16 protein-coding genes are annotated in these 19,763 nt (G+C 48.1%); 12 read left to right on the forward strand and 4 right to left on the reverse strand.

The features are described 5' to 3' along the window. Positions 1-59: 59 nt before the first annotated feature. Positions 60-1,433 carry an argininosuccinate lyase gene (argH, locus tag CAP50_RS00805; protein ID WP_100748679.1) on the reverse strand — a complete coding sequence of 458 codons (1,374 nt, stop codon included), beginning with the start codon at positions 1,431-1,433 and terminating at the stop codon, positions 60-62. 239 nt (positions 1,434-1,672) lie between these two features. Between argH and CAP50_RS00810 the strand changes: the two genes are divergently transcribed. The 6 genes from CAP50_RS00810 to CAP50_RS00835 all read left to right on the forward strand — a co-directional run bounded on the left by CAP50_RS00810 (position 1,673) and on the right by CAP50_RS00835 (position 7,784). Beyond that, positions 1,673-2,698, forward strand: a complete 1,026-nt coding sequence (locus tag CAP50_RS00810; protein WP_241900591.1) for a histidine kinase — start codon at positions 1,673-1,675, stop codon at positions 2,696-2,698. Positions 2,699-3,021: 323 nt separating this feature from the next. After that, positions 3,022-3,759 (forward strand): LytR/AlgR family response regulator transcription factor, encoded by a 738-nt coding sequence (locus CAP50_RS00815; protein WP_100748681.1) that lies wholly within the window; start codon positions 3,022-3,024, stop codon positions 3,757-3,759. 206 nt (positions 3,760-3,965) lie between these two features. After that, a complete protein-coding gene (gene hemC, locus CAP50_RS00820) occupies positions 3,966-5,000 on the forward strand; it encodes a hydroxymethylbilane synthase (protein ID WP_100748682.1) in 1,035 nt (344 codons plus the stop codon). Between the two features lie 90 nt (positions 5,001-5,090). Next, entirely contained in the window at positions 5,091-6,185 is a 1,095-nt protein-coding gene (locus CAP50_RS00825) for a uroporphyrinogen-III synthase (RefSeq protein WP_100748683.1), read from the forward strand. A 99-nt stretch (positions 6,186-6,284) separates the two neighbouring features. Beyond that, positions 6,285-7,235: a hypothetical protein gene (locus tag CAP50_RS00830; protein ID WP_100748684.1), complete on the forward strand. Its 951-nt coding sequence runs from the start codon at positions 6,285-6,287 to the stop codon at positions 7,233-7,235. A gap of 66 nt (positions 7,236-7,301) precedes the next feature. Beyond that, positions 7,302-7,784, forward strand: a complete 483-nt coding sequence (locus tag CAP50_RS00835) for an acyl-CoA thioesterase (protein ID WP_100748685.1) — start codon at positions 7,302-7,304, stop codon at positions 7,782-7,784. 129 nt (positions 7,785-7,913) lie between these two features. Here CAP50_RS00835 and ribBA read toward each other — a convergent pair whose 3' ends face one another. Then, entirely contained in the window at positions 7,914-9,026 is a 1,113-nt protein-coding gene (ribBA, locus tag CAP50_RS00840; RefSeq protein ID WP_075101396.1) for a bifunctional 3,4-dihydroxy-2-butanone-4-phosphate synthase/GTP cyclohydrolase II, read from the reverse strand. A 306-nt stretch (positions 9,027-9,332) separates the two neighbouring features. After that, positions 9,333-10,622, reverse strand: a complete 1,290-nt coding sequence (locus CAP50_RS00845; protein WP_100748686.1) for a replication-associated recombination protein A — start codon at positions 10,620-10,622, stop codon at positions 9,333-9,335. A 338-nt stretch (positions 10,623-10,960) separates the two neighbouring features. Here CAP50_RS00845 and CAP50_RS00850 point away from each other — a divergent pair, with 338 nt between their 5' ends. Together CAP50_RS00850 and CAP50_RS00855 are read left to right on the forward strand one after the other, a co-directional pair. Continuing rightward, positions 10,961-11,470: a type IV secretion protein Rhs gene (locus tag CAP50_RS00850; protein ID WP_100748687.1), complete on the forward strand. Its 510-nt coding sequence runs from the start codon at positions 10,961-10,963 to the stop codon at positions 11,468-11,470. A gap of 242 nt (positions 11,471-11,712) precedes the next feature. Further along, on the forward strand, positions 11,713-12,699 hold the full coding sequence (locus CAP50_RS00855; protein ID WP_100748688.1) for a hypothetical protein: 987 nt from the start codon (positions 11,713-11,715) through the stop codon (positions 12,697-12,699). A 125-nt stretch (positions 12,700-12,824) separates the two neighbouring features. On the opposite strand, the gene gltA is transcribed toward CAP50_RS00855, so the two are convergent. Continuing rightward, positions 12,825-14,105 (reverse strand): citrate synthase, encoded by a 1,281-nt coding sequence (gltA, locus tag CAP50_RS00860; protein WP_100748689.1) that lies wholly within the window; start codon positions 14,103-14,105, stop codon positions 12,825-12,827. A gap of 1,087 nt (positions 14,106-15,192) precedes the next feature. On the opposite strand from gltA, the gene sdhC reads away from it, so the two are divergent. The 4 genes from sdhC (at position 15,193) to CAP50_RS00885 (ending at position 19,123) form a co-directional block, all read left to right on the forward strand. Beyond that, positions 15,193-15,579, forward strand: coding sequence for a succinate dehydrogenase, cytochrome b556 subunit (gene sdhC / locus CAP50_RS00870; protein ID WP_075101402.1), 387 nt, complete (start codon positions 15,193-15,195; stop codon positions 15,577-15,579). Between the two features lie 2 nt (positions 15,580-15,581). After that, positions 15,582-15,986: a succinate dehydrogenase, hydrophobic membrane anchor protein gene (gene sdhD / locus CAP50_RS00875; RefSeq protein WP_075101435.1), complete on the forward strand. Its 405-nt coding sequence runs from the start codon at positions 15,582-15,584 to the stop codon at positions 15,984-15,986. Positions 15,987-16,375: 389 nt separating this feature from the next. After that, positions 16,376-18,226, forward strand: a complete 1,851-nt coding sequence (gene sdhA, locus CAP50_RS00880; protein WP_075101403.1) for a succinate dehydrogenase flavoprotein subunit — start codon at positions 16,376-16,378, stop codon at positions 18,224-18,226. Positions 18,227-18,412: 186 nt separating this feature from the next. Next, entirely contained in the window at positions 18,413-19,123 is a 711-nt protein-coding gene (locus tag CAP50_RS00885) for a succinate dehydrogenase iron-sulfur subunit (protein WP_100748691.1), read from the forward strand. Positions 19,124-19,763: the final 640 nt, after the last annotated feature.

Below are 19,763 nucleotides of genomic sequence, written 5' to 3' on the forward strand. Positions count from 1 at the left end.
CAGGCACAGCACGCAAGGAAAATTTATACCCGTTCTGCGTCGAAATATCATGTCTCTGTTTATGCAAAAGCTTTTAAGCGCGCGCGGCCATTAACCACCGCTTGCTTGACCTGATTGGGCGCGGTACCACCCAAATGATCACGGGCGGCGAGTGAGCCCTCTAGCGTTAGGTAATCAAAGACGTCATCGCCGATCGCGTCGCTAAATTGCTGAAGCTGCGTCAATGACAAGTCACTTAAATCAACGCCTTCTTTGATGCCTAAAGCCACCGCGTTGCCGACCACTTCATGGGCATCGCGGAATGCCACGCCTTGACGTACTAGGTAATCTGCCAAATCAGTCGCTGTCGCATAGCCCTTCATGGTCGCTTGACGCATACTGTCTTTATTTGGTGTGATGTTTGGTAGCATATCAGCGAATGCCAGTAGCGAACCTGTCAAGGTATCGACGCAGTCAAATAACGGCTCTTTGTCTTCTTGATTGTCTTTATTATACGCAAGCGGCTGGCTTTTCATCAGGCTTAACAATGTCATCAGCTGACCGAAGACCCGTGCCGCTTTACCGCGTACCAGCTCTGGCACGTCAGGGTTTTTCTTTTGCGGCATGATCGACGAGCCAGTACAGAAGCGATCGGGTATCTGTACAAAGTTAAACTGCGCCGACATCCATAGGATAATCTCTTCACTCATGCGTGACATATGCATCATAAGGATAGAGGCCGCCGAGGTAAACTCAATGGCAAAATCTCGGTCTGAGACCGCATCGAGTGAGTTTTGGCAAATGCCATCAAACCCTAGCAGTCTAGCGGTGATGGTACGGTCAATCGGAAAGGTCGTACCAGCAAGCGCAGCACTACCAAGTGGCATCTGATTGATACGGCGACGGGCGTCGACGAGGCGCTCGGTATCGCGATAGAGCATCTCAAACCATGCCATCACGTGATGGCCAAAGCTGACAGGCTGCGCGGTTTGTAGATGCGTAAAGCCTGGCATGATGGTGTCCGTATGCTGCTCGGCCAAATCCAGCAAGCCGTTTTGCAAACGCACCAACAGCGCGATGATGTTGTCGGTTTCTTCGCGTAGCCACAGGCGGATATCGGTGGCCACCTGATCGTTACGGCTACGGCCAGTGTGTAGTTTTTTGCCCACCGCGCCGACGATATCAGTCAGACGTGACTCGACGTTCATGTGTACGTCTTCTAGGGTGATAGACCAATTAAACTCGCCTGCTTCAATCTCAGCTAATACCTGCTGTAGACCATCGATGATGGTCGCCACTTCATCAGCGGTCAAAATCCCGCATTCTTTGAGCATGGTCGCATGAGCGATAGAGCCTTGGATATCATGTCGGGCAAAGCGTTGATCAAAGCCGACTGAAGCGGTGAAAGCGGCCACAAAGCTGTCCGTCGCTTCACTAAAGCGTCCGCCCCACATTTGCTGGCCTGGCGCGCTGGCAGGACTGCTTTGCGCCGTGTTATTTGTTGTAGAGTCATCTGTGCTAGAATCAGAGACTGACACGTTTTTATTTAATTCAGGATTACTAGGGTTTGAAGAGTTGGCGTTCATATCGATACAAGACAAGTCAAGAGAATAAGAACTCAAGTATAGCAAATGATGAGGTTGCCTTACTAGCGGAGCGCTTAGAGTTTTTTATCCCCAAGCTCATGGAAGTCATGAAGCCTTGGCAATGGCTGATTTATATCTTTTTTTGGTCGCTGTTTGTGACGGTGATCGACCGCCATGACCTAGCTACTTGGTCTGACTTTATAATCAAGTTTGGCAGCCGAGTGATACAAAACACCTTAAGCATCATCCCTTCTTTATATATCATTGATTATCTGCGCCCTGTTTTTAAGAGCATGAGCATATCCAAGGTCAGTATGTATGTGCTCGCCATCCTTATGCTGGCCTCTGCTGTCTCTATGGTGCTGGTCTTGCTGGTCATGATAAACATGGGCTGGCACGAATACAGCCTACAAAACTTTGTGTTAGAAGTGGTTTTTGACTTAATCCTGGCAGGCGGCTTTACCTTGGTATTTCTATTATACTTTTTGCGCCGTTATCGTGAGATGAATGCCCTTAATCAATCCTTTGAGCACAAACTAAACGCCCAAAACGACTTAATCAAAGCCCGTATCACGCCGCATTTTTTCTTTAATACCATAAACACACTGGTGTCGCTGATTGAGTCCAATCCAGCGCGCGCCTCTCAGTTACTACAGCACGTCTCCGCGCTGTTTCGCGCCAGCTTTAGTGGCGCGCGTGAGATCAGCTTTGAAGAAGAGATCGCTTTGTGTGAGCACTATTTGGCCATCGAGTCTAGCCGGCTATCTGACAAGCTTGATGTCACTTGGCAACTGCCAGATGAAGACATTATGTATGACATGGTCATCACTGCTTTGACGCTGCAAAGTGTGCTAGAAAAAATGCTCCTCAACGTGGTGGAGATGACCACAGAGACGATTTTTATTCATATCAAAGTCACTTGGTATGAGCACCGCGTCACCATCACCATCAGCGTCCAGCTCCCCAAAAAAACCTTGATGATCAATCATGACTTGCGCCAGCACATGAATTTTTATATCCAAGCAGAGCGTCTGCGCTCGTACTTTGGCCAAAGCGCCGATATCAGAAGCAAAGTGACCAACAGTCAAATCATTACCTTGATTGATTATCCGCTACAAGACGTCGGGATATAGTGGTCTGTCATCTAGCTATCTGTAAGCTAGCGATTATCAATAGATATTTATTAATAATACAAACTTTTGTTTAGTGCGATTAATATAAAGTATGGCACAGTTATTGCACCGTACTGTTTATAATCGGCACGATAATCGTCAATATCTACTATATATTTGACCGATAAATAAGCGCGGCCAGACCTACATTAAATGTTTAAAACACCTGCAATAATCAAACATTTTTTTATGCCAAGTCCTTGGGCGTTAGTGTTATTATTGATAATAGGTTGATGAATTATTTCACTAAATCGTATTAAGTATGTCCTAAAACAGGAGTTTGCATGCGGATCGTAGTCTGCGATGATGAGCCATTGGCGCGCGAGCGTTTGGTCAGAATTGTACAAGAGTCAGGCCATCAGGTGGTGGCACAAGCCACGACAGGGGCAGAAGCCATTGTCGCTGTCAAAACCCAGCAGCCAGATATCATATTATTAGACATTCGTATGCCTGAGATGGATGGGGTGCGCTGTGCGCAAGCGCTAAACGAGCTTGAGCATCCGCCAGCCATTATCTTTGTCACCGCCTACGATCACTATGCTATTGCTGCTCTCAAGGCCAATGCCATCGGCTACTTGCTCAAACCTGCCAACAAAGATGAGCTGCTGGAGGCACTAAACAAAGCCAAAACTCTAAACGCCGCCCAGCTCAACGAAATCCGTAAGCTTGAGGACCCGACAGCGCGGCCAATACGTGAGCATATCGCCGCTCGTACCCATCGCGGCGTCGAATTGATTAAACTCACAGACATCTACTACTTTACTGCCGATCAAAAATACGTCAAAGTCCGTCACAAGGATGGTATCGTATTGATTGATGAAACACTAAAAGAGCTTGAGCAAGAGTTTGAAGACCGGTTGTTTCGCGTCCATCGCAATGCCATTATCAATCTGAGCTTTTTGGACTACTTAGAAACCTTGGATGCCGGCCAATATCAAGTGCGCTTTAAAGGCATCGATGAGACATTGGCGGTGAGTCGTCGCCACCTGCCAGCCTTACGTGATAAAATCCAAAGCATGTAAAACGCTGTCTGTAACTGACTGTTTTTATAGAGAAATAATCATCCCATATCATCAAACCCTTATTTATGCTTAAATAGGGGTATTTTTTTGCGTCAGCGTTTACTATCAACGAGTGATAGCGCCCATTTTTGTGGCAAATCGACCGTATCGTTTCATGCAGAGATGATTCGCACTGATATTGTATATCAAACTTATTGAGGCCTTTTATGAGCAATCTGCAGCAACCTGCTTTGACTACCTTAAACATCGCCACTCGCCAAAGCCCATTAGCCTTGTGGCAAGCTGAGCATATCCGCGATCGTCTGTTGGCGCTATATCCTGAGATGACGATTAATTTGCTAAAAATCGTCACTAAGGGTGACAAAATTTTGGACACGCCACTGGCAAAAATTGGCGGCAAGGGTTTGTTTGTCAAAGAGCTTGAGCAAGCGCTTTATAATAAAGACGCAGATATCGCCGTGCATTCGTTAAAAGATGTGCCCATGCAGCTGCCTGAAGGCTTGACGTTGGGGGTGTACTGCAAGCGCGCCGCCCCAACCGATGCGTTTGTGTCCAATACATACGATAGTATCGATGCGTTGCCGCAAGGCGCTATCGTTGGCACCTCAAGCTTGCGCCGTCAGTGTCAAATCAAGGCTTATCGCCCAGATCTACAAATCAAAACCCTGCGTGGTAACGTTGGTACCCGTTTGAGCAAATTGGACGCAGGCGAGTATGACGCGATTATTTTGGCCACCAGTGGTTTGCAGCGTATTGAGCTGGACGAGCGTATTCGCGGTGAGCTGGATATCGATGCTTGTCTGCCTGCGGTTGGGCAAGGAGCGTTGGCGATTGAGTGCCGCGAGGGCGATGATGCAGTATTGCAGCTATTGGCACCGCTAAATGATAATAAAGCGCGTATTCGCCTGATTGCTGAGCGTGCCCTCAACCGTCATTTAGAAGGCGGCTGTCAGGTACCGATCGCAGCCTATGCGGTCTTGCAAATGGCAGACGAGACCGAGGATGACCGTGCGAAAAATACCGAAAATGGCAACAATGACGACGGCAACATATTGTGGCTGCGCGGGCGCGTGGGGCAGGCCGATGGTAGCGAGCTGCTAAAAGCAGAAAAACGCATTGCCTTAACTGGTAGCCAAGACGAGCAAGAAGCTCAGGCCAATCAGCTGGGTATCGATGTGGCTGATATGTTACTTGCAGATGGTGCCGGCGCTATTTTATCAGCGATTTATGATACCAAATAATACGCAGATATCGCCGTCTAAGCTGCAAGCCAGTAATTAAGACGGGTTTGCGACTTCTTTATTTCTTTTGATTTTTGTCATGGTACGTCTATGTCATCTACCTCATCTCATCCAACATCTACCGCTCGGCATAAGAGTGCGGCCCCATCAGCGCCTACGCGCGTGGTCATCAATACCAGACCAGTAGAGCGTGCCGCTCCGCTGACGCAGCACCTACAAGCTGCGGGTCTAAGCGTGGTAGAGATTCCGATGCTGACGCTACAGCCGCGTCCTACCACAGATGCGGACATGGCGCTGATGCGTCAGTGGTTTGCAGGTGACTATCAGGCATTGGTCATCGTCAGTCCTACGGCAGCAGCGGCGGGACTAGCGGTTTGGCAAGCGCTTGCCCGCGAGCGCCATGTCCAACACTCTGAGACGAATGGTGATAACCAAAATGATGAAAGCCAAAAAACCACCGAGCGGCAAACCCTCAGCGCCCCCAGTCACTTGATTGCGGTAGGAGAGGCGACAGCTGCGGTCTTAAATGAAGCAAAAATCAAGGCGGCAAGCTATCACGTGCTGCAGCCGCGCGTGGCCAATAATGAAGGCATGCTTGCGATGCCAGAGATCGACAGCTTGCAAGCAGGGGACAAGCTGTTGGTATGGCGCGGTCTTGGTGGCCGCCGTTTATTGGTCAACACGTTACAAGCGCGCGGTGTCCATATCGATAGTATCGCTTGGTACGAGCGTATCATGCCTCATGAGGCCTGTAGGCAATACAACCAGTGGTTACAGCAGTTTGCTACGGCCGCTTCTTTGCCTAGCTCTCCATCATCAACATTAGCATCAGCACCAGAACTTGCAGAGCCAGCAACACCAAGCGTCGCTCAGCATCCACAGCCTATACCCAAACAGTCAAAACCTGTCGTCATCGTTAGTAGTGCCACCGCCTTTGAGCATTGGCGGCAAGTGGTCAGTCAAGGTAAACGACAAGCAACTGATGACACGAGTGCTAAGGATACTGCAAAGCAGCCATTGGCAGACAGTACAGGGGCTGATGGGTTGCCCAAGCTCAAGCTGTCGGACTTTGCTTATGTGGTGCTGGGTGAGCGCTTGGCCAATATGGTGGCCGATGAGCAGCTGAGCTACTGGCGGGTGGAGGATTTGGCACCAGCCACCATACTGGCTGCGATCAGTGCTTGATACGCCTAGGATATGGCTGTTTTGTCATCAGGATGATTATTCCCGTTTTATACGGCTTGCGACAACCATGACCCAATCTACCAGTAACGGTGCTGTACTATGTCTATGAACCCTGAGTCTTCATCTAAGGACCCTTCTGCTATTCAGCAGCGCCGGCAAGCGAATATGCTACTCATACGCTTGCAATGGCTGACGATTTTATTGCTTATCGCCGCCTTACTCTGGTTATATATCAGCCAGCAGCGTTTTGAGCAGAGGGTCCATGAGCGTCTGCAAAGTAACGAGCAAGTCATCAGCCGTTTAAACGAGATGGATGATCGCTTGTTTGCCATGAGTCAGCAGACGCTACCTGAGCCGCGCGTGGCAGCCAGTAGCCAAGCGCAAAATCAGCTGGATTTACTACGTATTCAAATAAAAGCGGTGGATAGGCTGCTGGTGGATAACAACGATAGCGCGGCGATTGATTTGCTGCGGGGGCTACACTGGCAGCTGTCGCAAAGCAGTAATGAGATTGCCCCTGCGCTGACGGTGGTGATTAAGCAAAGCCTGCTAAAAGATATTGAGCGCCTACAAGCGCAAAGCTCGCAGCCAAGTCCATGGCAGATGCACAATTTGGCGCTGCAAAATATCCAAACCTTTTTGCAGCGCCATGAGCGTTACGATCATAAAGAGGGTAGCAAGGACAATAAAAACTCAGCTGAAGACACAGCTAAAGACAAAGAGTCACTGACCCGTAGGCAGCTGGCCATCCACGAGACCATTATGACGCTCAATTTGGCCATGCAAGCCAGCAATATGCGCGACCGTGAGCAGCTCATCAGTTATCTGTCGCAGGCACGCAAACAGCTCATAACCTTCACACCAAGCGCTGATGAGCGTCAGCAACAGACGGCCAACCCGCAAGCGTCAGATCAAACGGCCAATATCACGATGATGCAGGCCCCCAACGACGTGACAGAGGTGATAAATTGGCTAGATCAGTTGATTGTCGAAGCACCCAAGGCCACGGCGCTATTGACCACGCAAGTCTTAGCCAAACCGCAGCGCTAGTGCTGGGTTCTTGACGATAAGACACACCCAAATAATAAAAAATAGGATGATAAAAAAGGATACTTTATGAACCGCTCCCTACCAGCCGACTTACCGACAGTCAATGAGCCCCTGCCGACTGAGCTGGCTCACTATCCCGTCATCCATCATCAGCCGATTCACTGGGGTGAGATGGACGCCTTTAACCATCTAAATAACGTGGTGTTTTATCGTTATGCTGAGTCAGCGCGTATCGCTTATCTGCAGGCATTAGGCATGTTTGATGGCAGCATGGTGACGGTATTAGCGCAGTCAAGCTGTCAGTATTTGCGTCCTGTGGTTTACCCTGATACTTTGTTATTAGGGGTGCGCTGCCAGCGCTTGGGCCGTACCAGTATCGTGATGGAGTATAGTTACTATAGTACGGCGCAAAGTCTGATAGTGGCGACGGCTGAGGCGGTGGTGGTGCGTTTGGACAGCGCTGGCAAAGACAAATTGCAGTGGAGCAGCGCCGAGCGCGCGCGTCTATTGGCATTGGAAGCGACCGTTGGTCATACGCCTGAGGTTTGAGCGTCAACTTTTATAAAAATCATTCGCACATAAAAAAGCACGCTCATAAACTGAGCGTGCTTTTTTTATGATTGGCTGACAGGGCTATTTAATCACAATCAAATAGTGATTAAATAACGATCACAGCGCCTAGCCTTGCTTGGGTGCATGCACAAAATCTACTACGTTTAGATCAAAGCCTGATAGTGCATAAAACTTCATGGGCGATGACAATAAGCGCATATCACGCACGCCTAAATGACGCAAAATCTGTGCGCCAACCCCGATGCTACGATACGGCTGCTGGGTGATGGTTGATTGCGATTGGTTGTCCGCCGCTTTATCCAGCGCATCGCCTAGATCAACGGGCTGATTGCTACCAATCCAAACCAGCACGCCGCGCTCCGAGGCGCTGATTTCTTCCAACGCTGACTGTACGCTCCAGCCGCTACGACCCGTCATATCGTTTTTGGCGGCAAACAAGTCACGCAGCGGATGGAAGCCATGGACACGGACGGTACTGACGCCTTCGCTGACATCGCCCTTCACCAACGCCAAATGCGTCTCTTCAGCGCCAAACTCACGGAAGCGGTGCAAGGTAAAAGTCCCATGTTCGGTCTCAAAAGGACGCGTCTCTACTTCTTCTACCGTTTGCTCGTTGGCGATACGGTAATTGATCAGATCAGCGATTGTACCCATCTTGATGCCATGCTCTTTGGCAAAGATTTCAAGATCGTCACGACGTGCCATCGTACCATCAGCGTTGATGATCTCGACGATGACCGCTGCAGGCTCCAGTCCCGCTAGGCGAGCCAAGTCGCAGCCTGCTTCGGTGTGGCCGGCACGGTGCAGGACGCCGCCGTTTTGTGCCATGATAGGGAAGATATGGCCAGGTTGTACGATGTCTTCGGGTTTGGCTGATGCAGAGACCGCTGCCTGAATAGTGCGCGCACGGTCAGCCGCTGAGATACCTGTGGTGACGCCTTCAGCCGCTTCGATAGACACCGTAAAGTTGGTGCTAAACTTTGCTTCGTTGCGATCAGACATTAGCGGTAGTGCTAGCTGTTGGCAGCGCGCTTGCGATAGGGTCAGACACACTAGGCCGCGAGCATGGGTGATCATAAAGTTGATGTCTTCAGGGCGTACATGGGTGGCGGCCATGATGATATCGCCTTCGTTTTCGCGGTCTTCATCATCCATCAAGATGACCATTTTTCCAGCACGGATGTCTTCGATAATCTCAGGAATGGTATTTAAACTCATAGTAAGTCTCAATATTTTATTATGTGTAGATAGGTGTGAGGTAACATATATAGCATGATCCGCCTATTGTAACAGCCGCTGACGCCATAGGCTGTTGCGATTAGGCAACGCGCCGCTGGCTACATTTATTCGATGATGGGCACGCCCCGGCTATAGGTACGGACGCTAGGCACGATTGTCTCATTGCTTATATATCATTATGAGGACATTTTAACGCTTTTCATCCTATCGTGCTGCCCCATCTCCAAACTATATCCCGAAGTCTGTCAAAAACAGCGTTCAGTATTACTAATAAACGGGTAGGTTTTAAGAGTTACTGGCAGATTGGGATTTTAGCCAGTCCATAAACTGTTTGCTGTGCTGCTCGCGCTGATTATCAGCAAAATAATAAAAGCGCGTACCCAGCAGCGTATCTGGCAGATAATGCTGCGGATAATAATGATTGGGATAGTCGTGTGGATAGGCGTAGCCCTGCCCATAGCCTTGATGTCGCATCAATTTGGTCACGCCATTGCGCAGATGTAGTGGTACGGGAGAGGCGTCTTTTTCTGCCAAGGCCATCGCCGCATTTATCGCTTTATAAGTGCTGTTACTTTTGGCACTGGTCGCCAGATACACCACCACTTGTCCTAAGATAATGCGCGCCTCTGGCATACCGATGGACTGAACGCTACGCAGGGCGGCATCAGCGAGGAGTAGGGCATTGGGGTTAGCATTGCCGATATCTTCGCTCGCCAAGATGACCAAGCGCCGCGCGATAAACTCAGCTGGCTCTCCGCCCACCAGCATCCGCGCCATCCAGTAGAGCGCCGCATCAGGGTCGGAGCCGCGCACGGACTTTATCATGGCTGAGACAATATCGTAATGCTGTTCGCCGTCTTTGTCATAGCGTACCAGCGCCGTTTGCGCGACGCGAGCGACCAGCGCATCATCGATGATCAGCGGCGATTGTCTGGTATCCGCCGTTTGTATGGCCAGCTCTAGCAGGTTAAGTGCCTTTCTGGCATCGCCGTGCGCCAGTTGGCTAATGGTGTCTTGTGCCTGCAAATCCACGGCCAAGTCTTTGAAAATGCTATCTTCTGAAATGGCGCGCTGCAATACGGCGGCGATTTGTTCGGGTGTCAGTGGCTCCAAACGATAAACCTGACAACGCGATAGCAAAGCATTGTTGACGCTAAATGAGGGGTTTTCGGTAGTTGCCCCAATCAAGGTAATATCCCCAGACTCGACCGCGCCAAGTAAGGCATCTTGCTGCGCTTTGTTAAAGCGGTGTATCTCATCGATAAATACCACTGGCGACTCAAAGCTCAACGAGTCTTTAGTCTCCAGCACTTCGCGTAGCTGCTTGACCCCCGTATTGAGTGCCGACAACGCATGAAACGGCCGACCCACGGCATCAGCCAATAGCATAGCAATGGTGGTTTTGCCAATGCCTGCCTCACCGTGCAAGATAATGGAGGGCAGATGGCCTTGCTCGACCAAGCGTCGTAGCGGTGCCCCAGCTGCCAGCAGATGCTCTTGACCGATGATGGCATCGAGCGTCGCTGGGCGCATGCGCTGGGCAAGCGGGGTATCGGCATGAAAGTTTGGCGGCATAACACTCTCTATCGTTTATCAATGTGGCGGCAAAAGGATAGTCAATATAAAAGCACAGGCTCAGTATCAAATTAAAATGTATCGACTATCTATCATAGGATATCAATGACGCATAGCACTATTCTAGCACTCCTTACCCTAATGTATAACTTCTGTCTTCACGGCTTTTATTTTTGTATCAAAAGCCTTATTAAACAAATAAGACAGCACCAGTTATAGCAGCACTTGTACTTCCTAGGTGTTTATCTAGGCACTTATATCTTATATAACGGTACTTATATTATGCACATACATAACGGCAATTATATTATGCACCTATATAACGGCATTGATTGTTTATGATACGTGAGACCGTACAGCAGTTATTGAGCCAAGCGCGGCGTTTATCAAGTCATCAGCGCCCAAAGAGACGGTCGCGACATCTGAGCACAGGTGAGGTTGCGCTGGCACGCTCGGTATTTGGCGACAGTATTAGGCTGGAGGGTGTGCAATTAAAAACAGCGTGGTGGGTGCTTAGACATTATGCTGTCAGCCCCAATGGGCATATTTACTTTCATCCAGCAGACTGGATCACAGATTTTAGCCAGTCCTCCTTAAGTAAGCAAAGCTGGCTGATACATGAGCTAACGCACGTTTGGCAGCTACAGCAAGGTATCAAGGTGGTACGCGGGGCGTTGGTCGATCGGCGTTATGACTACGTATTTACAGTCGGCAAGCCCTTTTTTAAGTATGGTATCGAGCAGCAGGCGCGTATGGTGCAAGACTATTTTGTCCGTCGCCAGCGTGGTCAGGACTGCCGTGATTTTGAGCGCTGTATACCGTTTTTGACGACCACTTCTGGAGTCTGATGTTATACGTTTAATGCCACAAGTCTACTGTCAACGTCGCCAGCTCGACACTCCGTTCACAATTGACGCTTCTTATTGGGATCAATAACCACTATGATAAAAGTATGCTAAATGGTGCTATGAGAGGTTTATGATCCAGACGCTAGCACAGTATCACTCAGCAACGGATGGCGGTGGTACGCCTACCTTTTATTATTTTGCGTCAACTCATTATTTTGCGTCAACAAAGGATATGTACTCTGATGTATAAATTTTTACTAAATAAAGCAAAGGGTCATGATACCGCTCATGATAGTCATATGAATAAAACACCCTCACCTAATAGTAAATATGCTGCCACGACTATACTGGCTGCGACGTTGAGTGGTGCATTGCTACTCGGCGGCTGCCAACAGCAGACCGAGACCGCGCCTGTCGTCGATGATAGCCGGGCGACTGAGCAAGCAGCTAGCGAAGACAGCAAGCCTGTACCGCAAAGTGAGTCGGCGGCGGCGCGTATCGAGCAGTTTGAGTCAATTTATGTGACGCAAATGCAAAGGTTGCAGCGCCGGCTACAGGCCGAGTATGAGTCGCTGCAAGCGGCAGATTCGACCCAAAGTGCAGAAGATTTATTGTTAAATAGTGCGGACACAGCAGGCGATAATACGACAAATAGCGGTGACGCCACGACTGCCAATAACAATAGCAACGTCGATGCTAATGCTAACTCTAATACTAATATCAGTGCCAATGCCGCCGCGACGGCTCAAAATAGTGAGCGTGGCGATGAGGCAGCAGCAGATATCAACACCAGCACAGAAGTGGGCGAGCGCGATTTGACCGTCCTCAAACGTATTAGCCTCGAGCCGCGCAAGCCTGTCATGCAAACAGAAGATGAGATCATCGACAGCTACCAGCAGGCAACGGCGGCACTTTATCAGCCAGTGATCACGCCGCTGAGCGCTGACGAGGTAGATACCTTGATAAACATAGCGACTTTGGTGCCGCAACTGTTTGAGCATGCTGAGATTGCAGGTAGGCTCAGTGCCAAAAGTCCGGCGCTGGCACGTCTTATCATTCAGCATCAGGTTTGGGAGCAGATAGAGGCGCAGCAAGTCATCGATATGCAGCAAATGAAGCTCAATCAACAACAAGAGTTTGAAGCACTCATGGCCAAGTTTAACGAGACCATCAAGGGTTATGATGAGCAAATTGCCAAGTACGAACAAACGCTTAAAGCATTTGAATAAACAGCCACCGCTCAAGCTATGACGGCGACAGCCAGCATCACAGTGCTTATCTATCGTTCATAAAAAATCCCGCATATAGCGGGATTTTTTATGATTCTTTTATACACGTGCCGTATCTAAGCAGATTACTTGCGGTCTTCTACTTTGACAAAGTCACGATGCGTCTCGCCAGTGTATAGCTGACGTGGGCGACCGATTTTGAACGGTGCGCTGTGCATCTCTAACCAGTGGCTGATCCAGCCAGAAGTACGCGCCAATGAGAAGATCACGGTAAACATAGACGTTGGGATACCAATGGCTTTTAGGATGATGCCAGAGTAGAAGTCAACGTTTGGATACAGGTTACGCTCAACGAAGAACGGATCTTCTAAAGCGATTTTTTCTAGTGCCATGGCCAGTTCAAGCTTAGGATCGTTGATGCCTAGTGCGCCGAGTACTTCATCACAGGTCTCTTTCATGACTTGGGCGCGTGGGTCGAAGTTTTTGTAAACACGGTGACCAAAGCCCATGAGCTTCACTTCACGGCTCTTCACTTTTTCCATAAATGCTGGCACGTTTTCGACAGTACCGATTTCATCTAGCATCTCAAGCACAGCTTCGTTGGCGCCGCCATGTGATGGACCCCAAAGGGCGGCGATACCAGCGGCGATACAGGCGTAAGGGTTGGCACCCGTTGAGCCAGCTAGGCGCACAGTAGAGGTCGAGGCGTTTTGCTCATGGTCTGCGTGCAAGGTGAAGATTTTGTCCATCGCGCGGGTGACCACGTCGTTTGGCTCATAGTCCACATCAGCAGGCGTGGCAAACATCATGTACAAGAAGTTTTCCGCGTAGCTAAAGTCGTTGCGTGGATACATGAACGGTTCGCCCTGCGAGTATTTATAACTCATCGCCGCAAGCGTTGGCATTTTTGCGATCAGACGAATGGCAGTGATTTCGCGGTGCTCTTCGTTGCTGACGTCTAGGTTGTCATGATAAAACGCTGACAAGGCACCCACAACGCCCACCATAATCGCCATTGGATGCGCGTCACGGCGGAAGCCTTCAAAGAATTTACGTAATTGGTCATGTACGCCTGTGTGCTTACGGATTTTTTCAAAAAAGTCCGCTTTTTGCTCGGCGTTTGGCAAGTCGCCATGAATCAAGGCATAGGCCACTTCTAGGTATTCAGCATTGTTTGCTAACTGGTCGATAGGGTAGCCGCGGTGCAACAGCTCACCTTTACCACCGTCGATATAGGTAATTTTTGACTCAACAGGAGCGGTTACTTTGAAACCTGGGTCATAAGACCAAAAGCCTGAGTCTTGTAGAGCAGCAATATCGATAACTGGGCGCCCTAAAGTACCTTTGATGATAGGAAGTTCGTATTCTTCACCATTGACGGTTAGTTTGGCATTAGTGTCAGCCATAAATTGCTCTCCATTGATTTAACTTGTTAGAATAAAATTACTATAGACGCATACCCTCGCGCCCAGGATTACTACAGGCGCTTACCCTCGCGCCATGCTCAGTCAAACGGTCAAAATACATTTAACGCATTTAATATGCTGGGTATATTAGCAGCAATTCCCTGCGATTTGAAAAGACTTTTACCATCAATGCCGTCAATTGGCACGGTTTAGTCGTGTTTATTCACTGTAATTTTTGTATCAAAATATGTCTGATTGGTTATTTTGCCGCAAATCTTACTTTTTATTGGTGGCAAAGACGCGCTGTGATGTCACTTGGATTTTATAAGTATCAGACTCGGTATCCACGATTGGCGAGATGATTTGTCTGTGCAAGCTGGCAGTATGGATATGGCGGACAAGGTACGTGCGGCAAATTTTTTTAGGATTGCTGGCCGTATCGCTATGTTTGATAAGACAAAACGCTGTTGTATTGTGAACTGATTGTTCCTTTTTTACCACATAATGGATAAATTTGTAATTATCGCCCAGTCATTTTATAATTGCAGCTACTTAACTGGCACGAGTTTTGTGCGAATTGATAAGTGGTCATGATATAGTGTCGTCTAGAGCTTCTCTATTCATACTGGTATTCATATTTGGTTACAGCTGGACAATGTCAATAGACCCAAACCCAACCGATGGTTTGAATGTTCTTGTTAACTGTTCTATTTTTAAACACTTAGCGTCAGGTTTGCACCCTTATAGATAACACAATCGCAAGATAACAAAACACGGTTATCTTGTGATAAGTGCGACCAGTAAAAATAGACTAGTTAATCGATCTTACTCATGTTTATTTTCTTTGTTGTATAATAGACAGGTTGTTTGACCGATCTGTTTGCCAAGCAGTTGTAAACCGAGCAGTCGTAGACAAAGTATCAATACCTTACCACATGATTCTTTCTTCACCTTTAGCACAAACTAAACGAAGTCAGCTAGCTCTTCCTTACTTTATTCGTCTCGTGTGTTGCTCTACGCTTAATTGACACAATCCCGATCTATGTCATGCGTTGATAGCAGATACAGGAGTATAACCGCAAAAAGGATGCCCGCTGTGAAAAGCAACCGACCTATTGATCTGCCTTTAAGCCAAGTGATTAGCGTTAATCGCTCACCGATTGCGATCGCTTCTATCTTGCATCGTATCTCTGGCATTATTTTATTTTTATTGATTCCTGTCATGCTGTGGTTACTACAGAACTCATTGGCGTCGCCTGAGAGTTTTGAGACCGTGTTTGACAACGTACTTGTGCGCTTTTTAGCATGGATATTTGTGGCTGCGATTGCTTATCACTTTGTGATGGGCATCAAGCACTTATTTGCTGATATGGGCATGAACGAAGAGCTAAAATCTGGCCGCGCCGCATCTAAGGTCAGTTTTGTGATTGCAGCGATTTTAATTGTCGCGTCATTTGTATGGGTGATGTTCTAATGATTAAAAATGATTCAGGAATCAAAAGCGCAACTGGTCTGACAGGTTCAGGCTCACGTGATTGGATTGTCCAGCGTATCAGCGCGGTCGTTTTGGCCGTTTATAGTGTGGTGTTGCTGGGTTTCTTTTTGACCCATGGCGATGTTACCTATCTTGAGTGGTCATCATTTATGACCAGCTTACCGATGCGTCTGTTTAGCTTGGTCGCTGTGGTGGCACTTGCAGGCCATGCTTGGGTAGGTATGTGGACTGTATTCACTGACTATATCACCTCAGGCAAGATGGGTGAGAGCGCGCCAAGATTGCGTTTGGTATTACAGACTTTGATGATTATCTCTATTTTAGTCTTTCTATTTTGGGGCATCATGATTTTTTGGGGTAATGGCTTTGGTGTCGTTGCTGTTTAATGATGAGGTGAGCACCCAGATTGGGTGGTAACGCCAAAATATCGATAAAAATGGATGGCTGTAAACGTGATTGATAGCTTGGTTATCACTGCCATTCATACATAGCCGAAAATAGTCATAGCATTGGGTTTGGCTGCTTGTTTATTTTATGTCTAATATTTTATGTTTGAAAAGACAAATGCGCTGATAGGGCGCTCGATAAATAAGCCGCCGAGCATAATACCGCTCAGCCCAGTATAACGATAGATATGCAAATTAAGTGGTTAAAGGCCAGATGTGTCATGTGCTTTAGATAAGCTGCACTGAGAAAATAAGTATTGGTGTACAGACACAGGACAGATAGCCTTTTTATTTACTTCTAAGCATTAACAGGCATTAGGAAAACCGTAATGGCAACTAGACAAGATAATACCATTAGTAATATTAAGACCCTAAACTACGATGCCGTCATCGTCGGTGGTGGTGGTTCAGGGATGCGTGCTTCACTGCATTTGGCTGAGTCAGGCATGAAGGTTGCAGTTTTGACCAAAGTATTCCCAACCCGTTCGCACACCGTCGCAGCCCAAGGTGGTATCGGTGCAAGTTTGGGTAACATGAGCAATGATAACTGGCATTTTCACTTTTATGACACCGTAAAAGGCTCAGATTGGTTAGGTGATCAAGACGCGATCGAATACATGTGCCGTGAAGCGCCAAAAGTCGTCTATGAGCTTGAGCACATGGGCATGCCGTTTGACCGTAACGAAGATGGCACGATTTATCAGCGCCCATTTGGTGGTCATACGTCAAACTATGGCGAAAAAGCGGTACAACGTGCGTGTGCGGCAGCTGACCGTACAGGTCACGCCCTGCTACATACGCTGTATCAAAAAAACCTAGAGCAAGGCACCGAGTTCTTTATCGAGTGGATCGCGCTTGATTTGATCAAGGACGAAGATGGCAACATCAACGGTGTGGTGGCGATTGAGCAAGAAACTGGTACCATCGCTGTCTTCCAATCACCAATCACCGTGCTCGCGACAGGTGGTGCAGGCCGTATTTTCGCCGCGTCTACCAACGCTTATATCAACACAGGTGACGGTATTGGTATGGCCGTGCGTGCTGGTATCCCGCTACAAGATATGGAGTTTTGGCAGTTCCACCCAACGGGCGTGCATGGTGCCGGCGTACTATTGACCGAAGGGTGCCGCGGTGAAGGGGCTATCTTGCGTAACAAAGATGGCGAAGCGTTCATGGAGCGTTATGCGCCAACGGTCAAAGACCTAGCGCCTCGTGACCTTGTATCGCGCTCGATGGACCAAGAAATCAAAGAAGGCCGCGGCTGTGGCCCGAACGCTGACCATATCGTAATGGACATGACGCACCTAGGTGTCGATACCATTATGAAGCGTCTACCATCAGTGTTTGAGATCGGTAAAAACTTTGCCAACGTCGACATCACCAAAGAGCCAATTCCAGTTATCCCGACCATTCACTATATGATGGGCGGCATTCCAACCACGATTCATGGTCAGGTCATCGTACCAGATCTAGAAGCGGGTACCGATGAAAACGGTCTATACGCTAAAGGCAACGTGGTGAAAGGCCTCTATGCCATCGGTGAGTGTGCGTGCGTCAGTGTCCATGGTGCCAACCGCTTAGGTACCAACTCACTTCTTGACTTGGTGGTATTTGGCCGCGCGGCTGGTAAGCACATCGTTGATGAGTTCCATCATGCCGACCACAACTATAAGCCATTAGATCCACGTGTGCTTGACTTTACCATGCGTCGCCTAGACAAGCTGCAGCAGTCTACTGAAGGCTACAACGCGCAAGATGTCGCTGATGAAATCCGCGCTACCATGCAAAAACATGCCAGCGTATTCCGTACCCAAGCCATCATGGACGAAGGTGTCGAAAAAATCTTGGCACTGGGTGAAAAAATCGACAAGATCCACTTGGCCGATAAATCACAAGTCTTTAACACCGCTCGTATCGAAGCCTTTGAAGTGGCAAACTTATACGAAGTTGCGAAAGCCACAATGATCTCAGCGGCGCATCGTCACGAAAGCCGCGGCGCGCACAGCGTTTCTGACTACGATCGCCCAGAGGATGATGATTACGCACCAAATGGCCGTAACGATCACGAGTGGATGAAGCATACCTTGTGGTATTCTGAAGGCAACCGCATTATTTATAAGCCAGTTCGTAAAGTGCCGTTGACAGTCGACTATATCGAGCCAAAAGTCCGCGTCTACTAATATTAGACGCCGCGCCTGATATATACTCGATATATAAACTGCGCAAACGTTTTATCCCTTATTCATTTATTAAAAGGTGACCGCCAGCTACATGCACTTGCCCGCGCTAACGATAAATCAGTCGTTAGCGCGGTGAGGTCGCAGTCTTTGTATGCCCGCCATCACCTATGTGTGGAGTTTAGCATTATGAGCCGAGGTACTCGCACCATCGAAATCTATCGCTACGATCCTGATGTGGACGCAGCGCCGCGCATGCAAACCTATACGATTGAGCTGTTAGACTCAGATCGTATGTTGCTTGACGTGTTATTACGCCTAAAGAAAGAAGATGAGACCCTCACTTTCCGTCGCTCTTGCCGCGAAGGCATTTGTGGCTCTGATGGCATGAACATCAATGGCAAAAACGGTCTTGCATGTCTTATCAACATGAACACCTTGCCAAAAAAAGTCACCGTCCGTCCTCTACCAGGTCTGCCTGTGGTTCGTGATTTGGTCGTCGATATGAACCAGTTCTACGAGCAATACGAAAAAGTACATCCATACTTAATCAATGATCAGCCAGCACCGCCGACAGAGCGTCTGCAATCACCTGAGCAGCGTGAAAAACTAAACGGCCTGTACGAATGTATCTTATGTGCATGCTGTTCGACCAGCTGCCCATCATTCTGGTGGAACCCTGACAAGTTCTTAGGTCCATCAGCATTGCTACACGCCTATCGTTTTGTGGCTGATAGCCGTGATGGTGATACGCAAGCGCGTCTTGCACGTTTGGACGATCCGTTTAGTTTGTTCCGTTGCCGCGGTATCATGAACTGTGTGTCAGTTTGTCCAAAAGGCTTGAATCCAACCAAAGCAATTGGTCATCTGCGTAATATGTTGATTGACCAAGCAGGTTAATCGTTTATAATTGCATGGTTTTTTACAGATACTGTAAAAAAAACACCACCTAGTTATTAGGTGGTGTTTTTTATTGACTAAGGCGTGTTGGCTTCTTAACGGCGCAACCTACATTTACAAACAGCATCGCAAGCGCCATGTGTTTTTAGCGTGCATCGATGACAGCATGATGGTAAAGCTATATTGACAGTACGTTGGTCATGTGTAAGAAGGCCTGTGATAAAGGCGCGCGCCCTATATAATTAAATACGCAATACCAGTAACTTGATAGAAAAGTCATACGGGTAAGCGCACATTAGCTCAGGGTTTTGATGAGGTATTTGCCTTTATTTAGGTAGATTTGGTGTTTGATTGGGCCGAATGTTTAGGAAGATTTTGCTACTTTAGGTATAATAGCAAGCCAGAATCAGCCAATAATGATATCATTATATTGATAATAGATATTCATTATGTAAATACCTAGTATTGAACAAACAAACTATGTCGTAAAAAGTAGACATGCTACCCTATACAGCAATGTATATTTGGCTAAAAGTGTCACCTATCTCATTGATAGGATAACGGTTCAGCCAAAATAGCCGTATAAAAGGCTAGCTGAAAGCAAGAAAAATGGCGATTCATTGGTTGCTAACGCAATACC

It is taken from the genome of Psychrobacter sp. L7, assembly GCF_002810365.1.
Lineage (GTDB): Bacteria > Pseudomonadota > Gammaproteobacteria > Pseudomonadales > Moraxellaceae > Psychrobacter > Psychrobacter celer.